This window comes from Pseudomonas sp. LBUM1655 (assembly GCF_059716085.1).
In genome coordinates, this window is sequence record NZ_CP166801.1 from 2,346,503 (window position 1) to 2,362,874 (window position 16,372).

A 16,372-nucleotide genomic window follows, 5' to 3' on the forward strand; every position below is an offset into this window, starting at 1 on the left:
GGTACCGGGACGAGCGGGCATTGTCATGAAATTCAAGGACATGAAGACTAAAATTTACCGGCACTCAGCCTGGCATGAAGTGTGCGTTACCCATGGTAAGGCGCACTCCAGCGGGTTCAGTTTTCGGACTTGCGGGTTTCAAGGAGTCGACCTTGGTTAACAAAGTACTGGTTGTCGAAGACGAACAGCTGCTTGCACAGAATCTTCAGGATTATCTGTCGGCGCAGGGGCTGGACGTCCGGATTGCACATGACGGAGCGACGGGTATCGGTTCAGCCGAAACGTTTGCCCCCGACGTGTTGGTGTTCGATTACCGCTTGCCCGATATGGAAGGCTTTGAGGTGCTCGACGCGGTCCGCCAGAACAGGGCGTGTCATTTTGTGCTGATAACGGGTCACCCGACCGCTGAAGTCTGTGAGCGGGCACGGCAACTGGAAGTCAGCCACATCCTGTTCAAACCGTTTCCATTGGCGGAACTGGCCCGAGCTGTCTGCGACCTTCTGGGGTTCAAGCGCGAAGCGAAACCCGGTTCGAACCCTTCCGAGGGTTTCGTCGAACGACGCCAGAGCAGGACCGAGAGCTTCCCGTTGCAGTTGTACGATGGCAGTTGGGTGCTGGCGGATCGACGACGACAGTCGCCATCCAAGGCACCGGACGACGATCAAATGCTCACCGGGGAGTAGTGGCGCGATCAGACGTTCCGGCATTTGCCGCCAGGGTTTGTCGCGCCGACAGGGCTTTAAGCCCCGGTTGGAGAGCAAACCATGGAACGTCTGTCCGTTGTCGTCGAACCGCTGGTGGTGGAGAGCGCACCGCAACGCTTTTCCAGTGAGCAGTTGGCCCAGGCCCGGGCGCGGGCCGCCAGTTCCGGGGAGCGCGTTCTTGATGCGCTCGGCGTGCTGTGCGAACTGGCGCCGATGCCGTTCATTGATTGCCTCGGCGCCACCCTGCATTATCCGGTGCTCGACACCGACAGCCTGTTTCAATCGACGCCGGTATTCGACCGGGTCACCCTCGCACAATGCCTCAAACGTGAATTCATCCTGCTGCGCCACAACGACGAAGTCATCGGCGTGTTTGCCGACCCCTTCGATTCGGCGCGGCTGGCCTGGATCGACGATTGCCTGCACGGCGCGCCGCTGTATCTGGTACACGCAGACGACCTCAAGGCCTATCTGGCACGCCACGAAGAGAGCTTCCACGCTGTCGAATCGCTGAACGCCCAGGGCGACACCCACAGCGAGATCGACACCTTGCAAAGCCTGTCGCTGACCAGCATCAGCGAAGACGCCAGCAGCGTGGTGAAGCTCGTTAACTCGACCCTCTACGACGCGCTGAAAATGCACGCCAGCGACATCCACCTCGGTACTACCGGTCACGGTCTGGTGATCAAGTACCGCATCGACGGCGTGCTCAACAACATCAGCAAAGTCCAGGGCGCCGAGTTTGCCGAACAGGTGATCTCGCGGGTCAAAGTCATGGCCGAACTCGATATCGGCGAGAAACGCGTACCGCAGGACGGTCGCTTCAAGATCGGCATCAGTGGCCGGCAGATCGACTTCCGGGTATCGATCATGCCGAGCATCTTCGGCGAAGACGCGGTGCTGCGGGTGCTCGACAAACAGGATCTGGCCGACAAGGTCTGCGGCGTGCAACTGCAAGCGCTGGGCTTTGAAGACGAGACCCTGCGCCAGTTACGGCGCCTCGCCGCCGAACCCTACGGCATGGTCCTGGTCACCGGCCCGACCGGCAGCGGCAAGACCACCACGCTCTACGCGATGATCACCGAGATCAACCACGGCGTGGACAAGATCATCACCATCGAAGACCCGGTCGAATATCAGTTGCCGGGGGTGCTGCAAATTCCGGTCAACGAGAAAAAAGGCCTGACCTTCGCCCGGGGGTTGCGCTCGATCTTGCGTCACGACCCGGACAAGATCATGGTCGGCGAAATCCGCGACCCGGACACCGCGCAGATCGCCGTGCAATCGGCACTGACCGGGCACCTGGTGTTCACCACCATCCACGCCAACAACGTCTTCGATGTGATTGGCCGCTTCACCCAAATGGAAATCGACCCCTACAGCCTGGTCTCGGCGCTCAACGCGATCCTCGCCCAACGCCTGATTCGGCTGGTGTGCAGCAGTTGCAGCGCGCCGGTCAACCCCAGCGATGAAGAACTGCGCGCCTCGGGCCTCGACCCGCAGAAAGTCGACCACTACCACTTCGTTCACGGCAAAGGCTGCGGCCACTGCCGGGGCAGCGGTTATCGCGGGCGCACGGCGATTGCCGAGTTGCTGCACCTGGACGACGAGCTGCGGCAGATGATCGTCGAGCGCCAACCCATCACCAAAATCAAAGCCCTGGCCTGTGCCCGTGGTTTGCGCCTGCTGCGCGAATCGGCGCTGGAGCTGGTGGAACAAGGTCGCACCACGCTGGAGGAGATCAATCGTGTCACTTTTATCTCGTGAACATTTTGTCGCCGTGCTCGGCGCCAGCGGTGTTGGCCTGGGGCAGCGGCGGGGCAGTGAAACCCTGTGGCTGGGCAGCGTCGGTTACATCGACGAAGGCTTCCAGAGCTACGCGGTGGCGCTGGACACCCTCGACCGTCTGCTCGGCGAACACGCCCGCGCCGGTGCCGAATTGAGCGTGGTGATCTCCGGCCACTTCAGCCGTTTCTGTCTGGTGCCGTGGAGCGCGCAAATCAGCAGCCCGGATGAGCTGAGGGGCTTCGCCCAACTGTGCTTCGAAGACCTGTTCGGCGTGCCGACGCAAACCTGGACTCTGGTGTTGTCTGCCGAGCCTGCCGGTTACGACCGCATCGCCAGCGCCTTGCCGCAAGACTTGCTCGATCGCCTGCGGGCACTGGTCAGCGGCCGTGGTGTGCGCCTGCGCTCGGTGCAGCCATACCTGATGACGGCGTTCAACCGTTTCGACAAAAGCCTCGACGCCGGCGACTTCCTCTTCGTGGTCGCCGAGCCGCAACGCAGCGTGTTGCTGCTGGCCCGGGAAGGGCGTTGGGCCGGCGTGCGCTCGGCGGGTGGCAGCGACAGCGATGCAGCGCTCAGTGCCTTGATCGGTCGCGAACGGCAGTTGCAGGCGTCGACCAGCGAACGCGCCTTCAACGTTTATCTGCATGCCCCGGCGCGCCTCGATGCGCATCCGGACGTGGCCGGGGTGCAACTGCGCACCCTTGAAGACGACTCGATGACCGTGCGTGACGGCTTGTACGTCATGTCCCGGGCGGTGGCCTGACATGCGCGCCCTCAACCTCGACTTTCAGCCACGTCCACGCTCCGGCCTGTTGGGTTGGAGCCTGCTCGGCGGCGGCGCGTTGCTGGCGCTGCTGTGCTTCGGCGTGCAACAGCATCTCGATGCCCAGGCCGAACAACAGCAAGGTCATTTGCAAACCACGCAACGCCAGCTCACCGGCGACAGCGCCAGCAAAAGCACCTTGAGCCCGGCCGAAACCCGTGAGCAAGCGCAAAACCTTGCGGAAATGCGCAAGGTCTCGCAGCAACTGCGCCGCCCGTGGGAACGCCTGTTCGCCATGCTTGAGGCCATGCCACGCGAGGACATCGCGCTGCTGACCCTGACCCCGGATGCGCGCAAGGGCCAGTTGCGCATCAGCGCCGAAGCGCGGGATCTGCCAGCGATGCTGGCTTTCCACAAGCGTCTGGAAGCCAGCGACGAGCTGTCCGACGTGTCGCTGCTGAGCCACGAAATTGTCGTCAAATCGCCGGAACAACCGGTGCAATTCAACCTGTCGGCGACTTGGGAGATTGGCGATGCGAATCCCTAGACTGATCGTCCACGAATACCTGCAAGGCCTTGGCCTGCCGGGTCTGGCCGGGCTGGCGCTGTTGTTGATCGCGCTGATCTGGGCGCTGGGCGGCTTGCTGCCGGGCTGGCAATCGTTGCAGCACCTGAACCAGCAGACTCAGGAAGCCAGCGAGTATCTGGCCAAGGTGGAGGACGGCAGCATCGCGCCGCCGGTGGTGCCACAGCGTCAGCTCGACGACTTCCGCAACAAGCTGCCGGCGCAGCCGCAGGCCACCGTGGCCATCGACCGCATCTACGCGCTCGCCGCCCAGGAACACATCACCCTGGCACGCGGCGAATACGCCCTCGGCGTCGATCCGAAAACCCATCTGGCGCGCTACCAGATTCTGCTGCCGGTGCGCGGCAGCTATCCGCAACTGCGCCGCTTCCTGCACGCCTTGCTCGGTCAGTTGCCGGCGGTGGTGGTGGAAGACGTCGAGTTTCAACGCAAAAAGATTGGCGACACCGACCTCAACGGCCGGATCCGTATGACCCTTTACCTGTCGAGGTCGTGATGAATACCAAGCGCGTGACAGGTTGGGTGGCGTTCTTCGGCGTGGCGGCGGCGCTGGCCTGGTTGCCGGAATTTCTCTCGCCGAGCGAAGACGCCGATTCGGCTGAAGTGGCCGTAGCGACGCCTGCGAAAAGCGCCAGCCGTGGTGCGTTGCCGGCCAGCAGCGGCAAAGTCAAAGCGGCGCCGATCAAGGACTTGAGCCCGGCCGGTGATCTGTTCGCCACCAAGAGCTGGAAGGCCGCGCCAACCCTGGCCACGGTCACTGAACAAGCGATTACGCCAACCCCGGTGGTGCCTGCCCCGAGCCTGCCACCGGTGCCGTTTCAGTTCGTCGGCAAGCTGCATGACCGCAGCGACCTGCAAGTGTTTTTGCAGAGCGGCGAAAAGATCTACGTCGTGCGCAACGGGGATGTGATCGACGACACCTGGAAGATCACCGGCATTTCCGAACTGGAATTGAGTCTGGTCTACCTGCCTTTGCATTTGTCGCAGACCTTGTCTGTGGGGAGTACGCAATGAACAGATCCCTTTTACTGATGAGCCTGGGCCTCTGCGCCGGGCTGGCCGCGTGCAGTTCTGCGCAGGTGGCCAACAAGGAAGCTGCCGACCTGATCGAGCAGGGCCAATACGAGGCCGGGCTGGCCCGGGTCGAGGAAGGCTTGCGCGAGGATCCTCGCGACACCGAGTTGCACCTGCTGCTCAACAGCGGCCGGGCCAAGGCGATCACTGCATTGCTGACCTCCGGTGACACCGACCGCTCACGCCGCGATTTCGCCTCGGCGCGCACCGCCTACAACCGCGTGTTGACCATCGAGCCGAACAACCGCCGCGCCCAGGATGCCCTGCGCCAACTCGACTACCTGCGCAGCATGGACGAGAAGCTTGAACTGGCCCGTGGCGACTTGCGCCGGGGTGACATCTACGGTGCCGACCGCCAGGTCAAACAGATCCTCGAACTCGACCCGACCAACGAAGGTGCGCTGGAGCTGCAAGGCAACATTCGCCTGGTGCAGAGCCGCAACGTGATCCCGTATCCGCAACTGCGCACCAAGCTCGACCGCCCGGTAACCCTGGAGTTTCGCGAAGCCAACCTCAAAACCATTTTCGAAGTGCTGTCGCAGGTCGCCGGCCTGAATTTCATCTTCGACAAAGACCTGCGCCCGGACATGAAAGCGACGATCTTCGTGCGTGACGTGCGCATCGAAGACGCGGTGACACTGTTGCTGCAACAGAACCAGTTGCATCAGAAAGTGGTGAACGAAAACACGCTGCTGATCTACCCGGATTCGCCACAGAAGCTCAAGGACTATCAAGAGCTGGTGATGCGCACCTTCTACCTGACCAGCATCGATGCCAACACCGCGTTGAACATGGTCAAAACCATGCTCAAGACCCGCGACGTGTTCGTCGACGAACGCCTCAATACCCTGACCATGCGCGACACCGAAGACGCCGTGCGCATGGCGGAAAAACTCCTGCAATCGCAAGACCAGTCCAACCCTGAAGTGGTGCTGGAAGTGGAAGTGATGGAAGTCGCCACCCAGCGCATTCTCGACCTTGGCCTGCAATGGCCGAACACCTTTGGTGTGGTCAACAGCGACGGTTCGGCGGTGACCCTGCTTGATCAACTCAAAGGCATCAACTCCAGCCGCATCAGCATCTCGCCATCGCCACAGGCCAAGATCAACGCGCAGGACAACGACATCAACACCCTCGCCAGCCCCGTGATTCGGGTCAGCAACCGTGAGCAGGCGCGCATCCACATCGGTCAGCGCGTACCGATTATCAGCGCCACCTCAGTGCCTTCAACCCAAGGCCCGGTGATCACTGAAAGCGTGACTTACCTGGATGTCGGTCTGAAGCTCGAAGTGCAACCGACCGTGCATTTGAACAACGAAGTGGCGATCAAGATTGCTCTGGAAGTGAGTAACGCCACGCCGCTGGAACCGACCCGCCAGGGCACGATCCCGGTGCAGGTCGACACCCGCAACGCGCAGACCTCTCTGCGCCTGCACGACGGCGAAACGCAGATCCTCGCCGGCCTGATGCGCAATGACCACGGCGCCACCGGCAACAAGATTCCGGGTCTTGGCGACATACCTGGCATCGGCCGGCTGTTCGGCAGCAACAAGGACACCGTCGGCAAATCGGAGCTGGTGCTGTCGATCACCCCACGGATCGTGCGCAACCTGCCGTATCAAAGCCCGTCGGACATGGAGTTCTCTACCGGCACCGAAACCAGCATGCACATTCAGGCGCCGGATCGCTCGATGCAGACCTACACCGCGCCAGCGCCTGTTGTGCAGCCTCGCGCTGTCGGCAGTTCGGCCGTGGCGACCACCCGTGTCACCGTCGAGAAGCCTTGATCATGAACGCCTCCCAGCGCGGTTTTACCTTGATCGAAGTCGTGGTGACGCTGGCCCTGATCGGCCTGTTGGCGAGCATGGCCGCGCCACTGACCGAGACCGTGGTGCGGCGCGGCAAGGAACAGGATTTGCGCACCGCGCTGTATCAGATTCGCGATGGTATCGACGCTTACAAACGTGCATTCGATGCCGGTTATATCGAGAAGTCGATGAACAGCAGCGGCTATCCGCCGAACCTGCAAGTGCTGGTCGAAGGCGTGCGTGATGTGCGCAGCGCCAAGGGTGCCAAGTTCTACTTTTTACGCCGTATCCCGCGTGACCCGCTGGTGCCGGCCAAACGTGATGACGAAGGGGGGTGGGGCGTGCGCGCCTACAACAGTTCGGCTCAGAACCCGCGCGATGGCGAGGACGTGTTCGACGTCTACTCCACGGCGCGCGGCAAGGGCCTCAACGGCATCGCCTACCGCGAGTGGTGAACCTCATGCGCCGGGAAAAAGGCTTTACCTTGCTGGAGTTGATGGTGGTGATGGCGATCATCGCCACGCTGATGACCATCGCGCTGCCGCGCTACTTCAACAGCCTCGAAGCGTCGAAGGAAACCACTTTGCGCCAGAGCCTGTCGGCGATGCGCGAAGCGCTGGATCACTTTTACGGTGACACCGGACGCTACCCCGATTCCATCGAGCAATTGATCGAACAACGTTACCTGCGCAACGCGCCACTGGACCCGATCACCGAACGCAAAGACCTGTGGGTGCTGATCGCGCCACCGGAAGGCGTCGCGGGCGGCGTGGCCGATATCAAAAGCGGTGCCAACGGGAGGGCGCGTGATGGCAGCCAGTATTCCGAGTGGTAACCGCGCGCAGCAGGGTGGCTTCACCTACCTGGGCGTGCTGTTCCTGATCGTTGTCATGGGCATGGGCCTGGCCAGTGCCGGCGAGTTGTGGTCGACCGCCTCGCGCCGCGACCGCGAGAAGCAATTGCTCTGGGTCGGCACGCAATATGCCCAGGCGCTGCGCAGCTACTACCGCAGTTCGCCGGGGCTGGCGCAGTACCCGAAAGAGCTCGCTGACCTGCTCGACGATCAGCGTTTTCCGGAGGCTCGGCATCATCTGCGTCAGCTCTATCCGGACCCGATCGGTAAAGGTGAATGGGCACTGCAACGGGGTTTTGACGGACGCATCACCGGCCTCAACAGCCCTTCGACCGAGGTGCCGTTGAAGCAGGCGGACTTCCCCACGCAGTGGTCGGATTTTCAAGGCATGCAGCGTTATTCGGACTGGCAGTTCGTTGCCGAAAAAGCCTTCCTCGACGGCACCAACGGCCCGGCCAAAGGCCAGTCGGTCTTGCCGCAGGCGTTGCAGCCATGAGCCGCCAGTGGATGTGCGCGCTGATCCTCAGTGTCGTGGTGGGCTGCACTCACGCCGCTGAAGAGGATGAATTGATGGGCTTCATCGTCGACGACACGATCTCGCACATCGGCCACGACTTTTACTACTCGTTCAGTGAACGCCTGCGCGACACCAGCCGGATGGATTTCAACCTGGTGGTGCGCGAGCGGCCCGACGCGCGCTGGGGCAGCCTGGTGACCGTGGAATATCAGCAACGCCTGGTGTATCGGCGCTTCCTGCCGCCGAACACCGTGGAACTGAAGGAAGAGGCCTACGCGGCCGCTGACTGGGTTCGACGCCAGGTTGTCCAGCGCAAGCTGGAGGCTCTGTTGCAGGACACCACCGACCTTGAGAAGGACGAACTATGAAAACCACAACGTTCTCACGGCGCAGCGGATTCTGGATCTCGGGGTTGTTGATCGGCCTTGCCAGCGCTGCCGCCGTCCAGGCCACCGAACTGGTCTACACGCCGGTCAACCCGTCGTTCGGCGGCAACCCGCTCAACGGCACCTGGTTGCTCAACAACGCCCAGGCGCAAAACGATCACGACGACCCGGACCTCAAAAGCCGCTCGACCGTGGCCGGCACCTCGGCGCTGGAACGCTTCACCAGTCAATTGCAATCGCGGCTGCTAGGGCAGTTGCTGGACAACATCTCCACCGGCAACACGGGGAGCCTGTCCACCGACTCTTTTATCGTCAACGTCATCGACGACTCCGGGGCACTGAGCATTGAAGTGACCGACCGAGCGACTGGTGAAGTTTCGGAAATTCAGGTGAACGGCCTCAACCCATGACGGGCTGACGGTTCCGGGGAGAGACGGACATGAAAAAGATCATCGCGCTAGGGCTGATGTTGGCGACATTGCAAGGGTGCAGTCTGCGTGAGCCGATGTCGGCCGAGCAGGACACCGAAACTCCGACCCTGACCCCCAGGGCCTCGACCTACTACGACTTGCTGAAGATGCCGCGACCCAAGGGGCGTTTGATGGCGGTGGTGTACGGCTTCCGTGACCAGACCGGGCAGTACAAGCCGACGCCGGCGAGTTCGTTTTCCACCAGCGTGACTCAGGGCGCGGCCTCGATGTTGATGGACGCGATGCAGGCCAGTGGCTGGTTTGTGGTGCTGGAGCGCGAAGGGCTGCAGAACCTTCTGACCGAGCGCAAGATTATTCGCGCCTCGCAGAAGAAGCCGAATACGCCGGTGAATATTCAGGGTGAGCTGCCACCGTTGCAGGCGGCGAACATGATGCTTGAGGGCGGGATCATCGCTTACGACACGAATGTGCGTAGTGGTGGGGAAGGGGCGCGGTATCTGGGGATTGATATTTCCCGGGAGTATCGGGTGGATCAGGTGACCGTCAACTTGCGTGCGGTGGATGTGCGCAGTGGGCAGGTGTTGTCGAATGTGATGACCAGCAAGACGATTTATTCGGTGGCGCGCAGTGCCGGGGTGTTCAAGTTTATCGAGTTCAAGAAGTTGCTCGAGGCCGAGGTGGGTTATACGACGAATGAGCCGGCGCAGTTGTGTGTGTTGTCGGCGATTGAGGCGGCGGTGGGGCATATGGTGGCGCAGGGGATTGAGCGGCGGTTGTGGCAGGTGGCGGGGGATAGTTCTTCGCCTTCTCAGGATGATGTTTTGAATCGGTATTTGAGTCAGAACAAGGTTGATCCGGGGGCTGAGGCTGAGGCTGACGTTGAGTGAACGTGGCGGCCTTTGGGCCGACCAGGTTCTTGTTGATTGAGTACATATCCGTTGCTGCGGTAACGGCTGCTTAGGGTTTCGCCCTGACGGCGACTCACTTTTTTGACAAACGCCTCAAAAAAGTAAGCAAAAAAAGGCTTGCCCCAACGTTCGGCCCACTCGCTGAGGCTCGGGGTTCCTTCGCTCCGGGATTGATCCGGGGGCATCGCCTCCGGTTTGCTTCGCTGCACCTCCTCTCGATGTGTTTGGCTTCGCCAAACAGTCGCTGCGCTCCCCCCCCGGATAAATCCCTCCACTCAGCCTGCCGACGGGGCCGGTGGATCAAGATCAAGAGCAGCAGCCGAGCTAACGCTCATCCTGTTGAGTGGTGAGGAGCACAGCGTGGTCGGCTTTGGATTTGTGGTGGATTTGCCCCTCACCCCAGCCCTCTCCCGGAGGGAGAGGGGGCCGATTTGTGTGCTTTTCAAAGTCCGAGTTCAACGCGATAGCGCACGTCGGCGTACTTCCACCAAACCACTCGGTCAGTTCCCTCTCCCTCCGGGAGAGGGCTAGGGTGAGGGTTACGATCTGAAGTTTGTTTAAAAAAGTGTCTGAATCGGCGGAACCTTCCCACAATGTTTTCAGGTTGTCCGTCGGACGTCCGGTCTCTAGCCTGTGTTCGTCGCTGCCAATTCAGCGGCCGGGCATGGAAACCCGAAGATACGAGAGAGCGATTAGGCCTTTCATAACGTATGCTTGCGCACTTTCATTGTGTGCACTCTGTTATGGCGGTTGTGCGCGGGAGACATTCGTGTCTGCCGGGTTGCTCTCTCCCGGATTTCCAGCCTGCGTACAGCTGCCACCCATTTTTCCTGGAAGTCGAATGGGCCAGTTGCAACCATCAATGAGAGATAAACACCATGAAAAAACCAACACCCAATCCGCCAGAATCAGAAATCACCACCGACACCACATCCCCCTACGCCTCAGTCGACAGCAAAAAACTCTACGAAGCCGCCGACCGTGCGCTCGATTACTACCTCAATCCTTCCGCTCCGATCATGTCCAGCACTAACGAGCCGGAGCCCATGTACTTCGCCAACCCCAGGTACAACACCGAGTCTCTACTGGCCAACGCCAGCGAAACCCTCGGTTCGGCCAGTGAAATGCTCAACAACTTCGCCGCCTCGCTGCCGCCCTCACACCGCAAGACCGCGCTCGGTATTGCACAAGTCGTGATGCTGGGTGAACTGGCAGTCAATCAAGCGCTGGATCACGTCGAGTTGAAGGATGGCTAATTCCCCGAAGATCCAAAACGATCAGGAAGTAGAAAAGCGCCGTCTGACCTTGGAAGCGTTGGCCGATGTGGATGCTGGTCGCTTTATTGATGATCAAGCAGTGCAGGACTGGGCTGACTCTTTGAGTTGCTCGGAATCACCATCCAAGAGTTCCCCATAACTCAGGAAGGATGGGAAACAAAAAACGCGACCCTCGAAAAGGTCGCGTTTTTGTCGTTAACAAAATAATTACGTTGGTCTGCCGGCATTTTTCGGTCTGCGTTATGGATATTCCTGACGCGCATGCAAAACGCTCAAAATATTTATCCGACCCACCACTTGATAAATGATCAGGTAATTGGGGTGCACAACCATCTCGCGAGTGCCGGGCGCTCGACCTATTCGATAGAGGTGTGGATGTTGAGCAAGGGTAACCGTAGCGCCTTCGATAGCTTGGGAAAGTCTGTCAGCCGCTACTAAGTTCCGGTCACTGATGTAATCAAGGATTTTCAGGAGTTCAGCCCGAGCTTCGGGCTGCCACTCAACCTGCATCGTATTTTTTACGCTTTGCTTCCATCAGGGCACGCATCTCGACCATAACCTGATCATTTGGAATGCTCGGTCGTGGATCATTCATTGAAGCCTGCACTTTGGCGATTAACCAGCGGTCATAGCTCGCGGCTTGCTCTTCAGGGTCAAGATCTGAAACGACTGGGCACAGTGGGTCGATTAAAGACGGGTCGATCATGGCACCTCCGGGTTTAATGCCTCGAAGTCTATTCGGTAAAGCATTTGCTGTCGTCGCTGGCTGGATGAATAGCACGTTTGTCAAGCTCCATGAGGATCAATTTGTCCCGAAGAATCCTAGACGCCGTACTTCCGACCGCCAACCGCCAGAAGTGGTAGGAAAACACCACGGATTTGGTAAAAGCATTCTTTTTTCTGTAGGACTCGGCTGGTCTGGCAAGCCGCGCGTGTGGTTACGTCAGCCCACAAAAAAACCGCGACCCTCTTCACCAGAGAATCGCGGTTCATCAACACTCAACCCTTACTGCTGCAAAACACTCGCCTGGTTAGCCGACCCGAACTGCTGAATGTTCGCCGTCTGCGTCATCCCGCTCTGATCGACATTGGCAATGTTCCCCGTCCCGCCCTGGGTTACATACGCCACGTTCATGGTGTCAGCCTGTTTGACCGTGATCATGTTGTCGCTGCCATACAACTGCGCGGTGTACGCCTGGTTGCCAGTCCCGGATTGATCAAACTCAGCACTGTTGCCGGTGCCGTTCGATGAGCCCTGGATCAGGTTGTTAGTGCCGCGCTGATCGGAGATCAGGATGTTGTCGCTGCCGTTCTGATCGAAGTACAGCTCGTTGTAGGAATCGGCCTGTTTGACCGTGGTTTTGTTGCCGGTGCCGGTCTGGCTGGTGGTCATGATCTGGCCGACGCCATCCTGGGTGAAGTTGGCGATGTTGCCAGTGCCGGCCTGGGTGATGTTGGCGCGCTGGTTGCTGCCGAATTGGCCGCCGGTTTGCGGGCCTTTCCAGTTGCTGGCGTAGACCTTGTTGTCGTTACCCACGGAGGTGGCGTTGAGCACGTGACTGTCGCCGTTCTGGTAGGTGAAGTGCACGTTGCCGTTGCCGACCTGGTACAGCGCCAGGGTCGAGTTGACCGACTCGAACTGGTCGGCATAGATGGCGTTGGTGTTGCCGACCTGGGTGACGGCGGCGGTATTGTTTTCGCCGAAGCTTTGATCGACCACGGTTTCGTTGCTGTCGCCGTACTGGTTGACGGTGGCCTGGCTGGCGAGTTGTGCGTCTTGCCAGATCTCGGTGCCGTTGAGGTTGCCGAACTGGTTGATGGTGATGTTGCCGCCGGTGCCGTCGCGCTGGTCGCCATAGGCGTAGTTGCCTTCGCCAGCCTGGTTGATGCCGATCTGCCCGCCGTTGTGGGTGACCTGTTCGGCGGTGCCGTAGTTGGCGGTGCCGTACTGGGTGATCACCGAACTGTTGCCGGTGCCTTCATAGAGTTGCTCGATGTTGGCTTCGTTGCCGTCGCCGTATTGGAAGGTTTTGGCTTCGCTGCCGTTCTGCGAGTCTTGATAGACGAACGAGAAGTTGCCGGTGCCTTGCTGTTGTTGCAGGGCCTGGTTGCCGGCGCCGAAGCCCAGCGACTGGCTGGCGTGGCTGGTGTTGAACGCGCCGGCTTGCTGCTGGGTGATGACACTGTTGTTTTCGAACAGTTGCTCGGCGTAACCGGCGTTGTAGTCACCGACCGCATCCTGGGTGATCACGCTAGTGGCGTTGTCTTGCAGGGCGGCGGCGTTGTTGCCTTGGCCCAGTTGGGTCTGGGTGGCGGTGCTGAACGGGGCCTGTGTCTGCTTCACATCCGCGATGTTGGCAGTACCGGCCTGGCTCTGGGTGGACAGGCTGTCGTCGGCCATGGCCTGGGCACTGATCATGACCAGGAGGGCGGCGGTGAGGGGCGTCAGTTTGAACATGATTAACTCTCCGATGAGTGCAGTGCTTTAGCGATATTGCTTGACCGAAACGCTCATGCCGTTGCCCGACTGGGTCACGGCGCTTTGCAGCCCCGCGCCGGCCTGCTCGATGCTGGCGTCGTTGTTGTTGCCGTTTTGCGAAATCTGCGCGCGGTTGTGGCTGCCGTTTTGGGTGATCGATGCGGCGTTGCCGGAACCGTTCTGGGTGATCAAGGCCATGAGGTCGCTGCCCTGTTGCAGGATGTAAGCCTCTTGATTGCTGCCCGACTGAACGATCCGCCCAAGCAGCGACTGACCGTTCTGTTGCAGCAGCGCAAGGTTGGCCTGGCCGATCTGCTCGATCAGGGCTTGCTGACCCACCGGTGGGGGCAGTTCGCCGAGGTCGACGCTGCTCGGCGCCAAGTCATCGTTTTCCATCAAGTCGTCGGCGCGCACGCCCGCACTGCCGCACAACAGGAGCAGGCAAAGCAGGGCGGCGGTCGGCGTGTTCATGGCGAAAACCCTGTGTTACGAAAGTGGCCCCACCCAGCCGGCCGCAATCGCCGGTGGGTGGGCGTGGGTGGTTACTGCACGGTGACCGGGACGGTGCGCACGGTGCCAGGCGATGTGCGGATCGTTGCGGTCGGGTTGGCCGACGGCACCACAGTGGTGTTGGTGACGGTCAGTCTCCAGCGGCCGGTCAGCGGCACGGTCGCGGTCCCCAACGTCACCAGTCCGGTCGGGGTGGTGACCTGCACGGTGACGGTGTTGCCGAGGATCACCGACGACGTTCCCGAGAAGTCCCAGGTGAAGCGGTTTCCGGCCCGCGCGGTCACGGTGGCGGCGGTGACGGCGAAGTTCTCCGCTGGCGCTCTCGGCGAGACTTGCACGGTGACCGTGGCCGGTGCCGAGAGAGCGCCGAAGCTGTCACGAGCGACGTAGGTGAAGGTTGTGGTGAAGGCGGTCAGGATGACGGCCGGTGGGGTGTAGGTGACGACCGTGCCATTGGTGGTGACGGTGCCGCGACCCAGCGCCGGTTGGGTGACGCTGGCCACGGCCAGCGGCACGTTGCCTTCCGGATCGGTGTCGTTGGCCAGCACGCTGATCGGCACGGTCAGGCCGGCAGTCGCAATGGCGTCGGCGACGGCCGTCGGGGCCTGGTTCGGCGCGACGGTGATGGTCACGGTGGCCGCTGCAGCCGAGGCCAGACCTTTGGCGTCCTGGGCTTTGTAGGTGAAGGTCGTGGTCAGTGGCGCGTTCACCACGGCTGGCGGGGTGTAGACCACAGCGGTCGAGCCGCTGAGGGCGACGGTGCCCTGGCCGGCAGCCGGCTGTGTCAGCGCGGTGATGCTCAGCGGCGTGTCGCCGTCGGGATCGCTGTCGTTGGTCAACAGGCTGAGGGTGATCGGCACGCCGAAGCTGGTGCTGCCGGCGTCGGTATTGGCGATCGGTGGCTGGTTTTCACCGGTGTTCGGCGCGGTGCCGACCACCACAACAGCCTCGGTGTCGCTGCCGCCGGCGGCGGATTTCACCGTCACGGTGGCGGGTGGCTGGGTCAGGTCGGCGACGGTGATCCGTTGCAGGGTGCCGGTTTTCGACAGACGTCCGTAGCCCTGCGCGACCATGTCCGGCACCGCGACTTCATCGGTCGAAGTGGCTTCGATCAGCAGGGTGTGATTAGCCCAGTTGTAGCGCGCGGTCTGTACTTTGACCACGTCGCTGAGTTTGCTCGACACCGATGTCGGGCGAGTGGTACCGGCCGGGTTGGTCGCTGTCACGACCACCACCGAAGGCAGGCTGCCCGTACCCAGGCGCTGACCGAAGAACAGGCCGTTGTTGTCACCCAACAGACCGGTCTGGCACGGCGTTGGCGGTGGGCCGGGAAGCAGCGCCACGGTTTCCCGGAAGCACAGCGTGGAGCTGCTGTCAGCCTTGGCGAAGACCTCGGCACGGATGCCGGTCGATGTGCGGCGATAGGTAGCGCGGTCGATTTCGACGTGGGTCTGTTGACGACTGTCGAGAACCTTGCCGGCGACGGTAAACAGGCTGGTCTGGATCGTTCCGGCGGGGCCGGTGATGCGTACGAAGTTGGTGTTGAACGGGCTGCCGGTTACCGCTTCGGTGAGGTTCGGATCGCCGACGAAGGTTTCAATGCCACCGGTGTCCGGGTTCACTTCGGTATACGGCCCGTTGATGCTGCGCAGGAACGGCCCGATCGCGCCATTCAATGCACCACTGAAATTGCCCGGCGCACCAATGCCGATGTCTTTGGTGATGTTGATCGCACGCCGGCCCGGGGCAGTGACGTTGACCGTCTCCACGCCATACGGGTGAGTGATGGTGTAGGTGCCGGCGGTGGGCACCGAGACCCGGATGCGAATCCGTGCAAAGCTTTGCTGATCGCCATCGGCAGGGTTTTCCGAAGCGAACGCCGCTTCGATCCCGGCCACGTAGGCGTCCATTTCATAACCGCTGTTGCCAACGGCGGGAATGGTGGTTTCAGCCAGGAACCAGAAAGCTTCCGGCGGCCAGTTGTCGGGGAACACCATCGGTTGTGTGTCGTCGTAGATGCCCGGTTCCGGTAGCAGCGTGCACATGTACGCCGGTGGCGTGCTGACAGGCACTCGCGAACTGGCGGCGCGCGACTGGCAGAGTTCCATCGACAGCAAATTGTTGTCCTGGTACCACATCGGGAATTTCCCGGTGGCGAAGGTGTAGGGGCCGGGGTCGACGGCGGCGAGTTGCGCATAGGCACTGCCGGTCAGCGAGAGAGCAAGCCCGAGCGCGTTGAGCGCAAAGCGTGGCCACTTGTTCATGATGCCTCCTGATACGGATCTGGG

19 protein-coding genes and 1 pseudogene are annotated in these 16,372 nt (G+C 61.1%); 15 read left to right on the forward strand and 5 right to left on the reverse strand.

Going from position 1 to position 16,372, the window contains the following annotated elements; translation table 11 throughout:
* Window positions 1–152 precede the first annotated feature (152 nt).
* The 15 genes and pseudogenes from ACA074_RS10520 to ACA074_RS10590 all read left to right on the forward strand — a co-directional run.
* Complete coding sequence (locus tag ACA074_RS10520; RefSeq protein WP_497678954.1) at window positions 153–683, forward strand: response regulator; 531 nt, start codon at window positions 153–155, stop codon at window positions 681–683.
* A gap of 81 nt (window positions 684–764) precedes the next feature.
* Window positions 765–2,471 carry a GspE/PulE family protein gene (locus ACA074_RS10525; protein ID WP_497678955.1) on the forward strand — a complete coding sequence of 569 codons (1,707 nt, stop codon included), beginning with the start codon at window positions 765–767 and terminating at the stop codon, window positions 2,469–2,471.
* Window positions 2,452–3,255, forward strand: coding sequence for a hypothetical protein (locus tag ACA074_RS10530; protein WP_497617531.1), 804 nt, complete (start codon window positions 2,452–2,454; stop codon window positions 3,253–3,255). The genes ACA074_RS10525 and ACA074_RS10530 overlap by 20 nt, the downstream gene beginning before the upstream one ends.
* Window position 3,256: 1 nt before the next feature.
* Window positions 3,257–3,802 carry a PilN domain-containing protein gene (locus ACA074_RS10535; RefSeq protein ID WP_187677005.1) on the forward strand — a complete coding sequence of 182 codons (546 nt, stop codon included), beginning with the start codon at window positions 3,257–3,259 and terminating at the stop codon, window positions 3,800–3,802.
* A complete protein-coding gene (locus ACA074_RS10540; RefSeq protein ID WP_187677006.1) occupies window positions 3,789–4,337 on the forward strand; it encodes a GspMb/PilO family protein in 549 nt (182 codons plus the stop codon). Before ACA074_RS10535 ends, ACA074_RS10540 begins: the two co-directional genes overlap by 14 nt.
* Window positions 4,337–4,855: a hypothetical protein gene (locus ACA074_RS10545; protein ID WP_401265782.1), complete on the forward strand. Its 519-nt coding sequence runs from the start codon at window positions 4,337–4,339 to the stop codon at window positions 4,853–4,855. The genes ACA074_RS10540 and ACA074_RS10545 overlap by 1 nt, the downstream gene beginning before the upstream one ends.
* Window positions 4,852–6,702, forward strand: coding sequence for a secretin GspD/PilQ domain-containing protein (locus ACA074_RS10550; protein ID WP_187677008.1), 1,851 nt, complete (start codon window positions 4,852–4,854; stop codon window positions 6,700–6,702). Before ACA074_RS10545 ends, ACA074_RS10550 begins: the two co-directional genes overlap by 4 nt.
* 2 nt (window positions 6,703–6,704) lie before the next feature.
* Window positions 6,705–7,178: a type II secretion system protein gene (locus ACA074_RS10555; protein WP_187677009.1), complete on the forward strand. Its 474-nt coding sequence runs from the start codon at window positions 6,705–6,707 to the stop codon at window positions 7,176–7,178.
* Window positions 7,179–7,183: 5 nt separating this feature from the next.
* Window positions 7,184–7,558 carry a type II secretion system protein gene (locus ACA074_RS10560; protein WP_305442477.1) on the forward strand — a complete coding sequence of 125 codons (375 nt, stop codon included), beginning with the start codon at window positions 7,184–7,186 and terminating at the stop codon, window positions 7,556–7,558.
* A complete protein-coding gene (locus tag ACA074_RS10565; RefSeq protein ID WP_401265775.1) occupies window positions 7,533–8,072 on the forward strand; it encodes a type II secretion system protein in 540 nt (179 codons plus the stop codon). The genes ACA074_RS10560 and ACA074_RS10565 overlap by 26 nt, the downstream gene beginning before the upstream one ends.
* Window positions 8,069–8,461: a curli production assembly/transport protein CsgE gene (gene csgE, locus ACA074_RS10570; RefSeq protein ID WP_497617533.1), complete on the forward strand. Its 393-nt coding sequence runs from the start codon at window positions 8,069–8,071 to the stop codon at window positions 8,459–8,461. Before ACA074_RS10565 ends, csgE begins: the two co-directional genes overlap by 4 nt.
* Complete coding sequence (locus ACA074_RS10575) at window positions 8,458–8,889, forward strand: curli assembly protein CsgF (protein WP_489880820.1); 432 nt, start codon at window positions 8,458–8,460, stop codon at window positions 8,887–8,889. The genes csgE and ACA074_RS10575 overlap by 4 nt, the downstream gene beginning before the upstream one ends.
* A 29-nt stretch (window positions 8,890–8,918) precedes the next feature.
* Window positions 8,919–9,797 (forward strand): CsgG/HfaB family protein, encoded by an 879-nt coding sequence (locus ACA074_RS10580; RefSeq protein WP_187677014.1) that lies wholly within the window; start codon window positions 8,919–8,921, stop codon window positions 9,795–9,797.
* Between the two features lie 899 nt (window positions 9,798–10,696).
* The gene (locus tag ACA074_RS10585) at window positions 10,697–11,074 is read left to right on the forward strand and encodes a DUF6124 family protein (RefSeq protein ID WP_497678956.1); all 378 of its coding nucleotides are present in this window, start codon (window positions 10,697–10,699) and stop codon (window positions 11,072–11,074) included.
* Window positions 11,075–11,093: 19 nt separating this feature from the next.
* A pseudogene (locus tag ACA074_RS10590) lies at window positions 11,094–11,234 on the forward strand (hypothetical protein); the annotation flags it as partial.
* 101 nt (window positions 11,235–11,335) lie between these two features.
* Here the strand turns inward: ACA074_RS10590 and ACA074_RS10595 are convergent.
* The 5 genes from ACA074_RS10595 to ACA074_RS10615 form a co-directional block, all read right to left on the reverse strand.
* Window positions 11,336–11,605: a type II toxin-antitoxin system RelE/ParE family toxin gene (locus tag ACA074_RS10595; RefSeq protein WP_083368636.1), complete on the reverse strand. Its 270-nt coding sequence runs from the start codon at window positions 11,603–11,605 to the stop codon at window positions 11,336–11,338.
* A complete protein-coding gene (relB, locus tag ACA074_RS10600) occupies window positions 11,595–11,801 on the reverse strand; it encodes a type II toxin-antitoxin system RelB family antitoxin (RefSeq protein WP_401265770.1) in 207 nt (68 codons plus the stop codon). Before relB ends, ACA074_RS10595 begins: the two co-directional genes overlap by 11 nt.
* A 300-nt stretch (window positions 11,802–12,101) precedes the next feature.
* Window positions 12,102–13,553 carry a curlin gene (locus tag ACA074_RS10605; RefSeq protein ID WP_497678957.1) on the reverse strand — a complete coding sequence of 484 codons (1,452 nt, stop codon included), beginning with the start codon at window positions 13,551–13,553 and terminating at the stop codon, window positions 12,102–12,104.
* 27 nt (window positions 13,554–13,580) lie between these two features.
* Window positions 13,581–14,045: a curlin gene (locus tag ACA074_RS10610; RefSeq protein WP_497248363.1), complete on the reverse strand. Its 465-nt coding sequence runs from the start codon at window positions 14,043–14,045 to the stop codon at window positions 13,581–13,583.
* 71 nt (window positions 14,046–14,116) lie between these two features.
* Window positions 14,117–16,348, reverse strand: a complete 2,232-nt coding sequence (locus ACA074_RS10615; RefSeq protein WP_497678958.1) for an Ig-like domain-containing protein — start codon at window positions 16,346–16,348, stop codon at window positions 14,117–14,119.
* Window positions 16,349–16,372 lie beyond the last annotated feature (24 nt).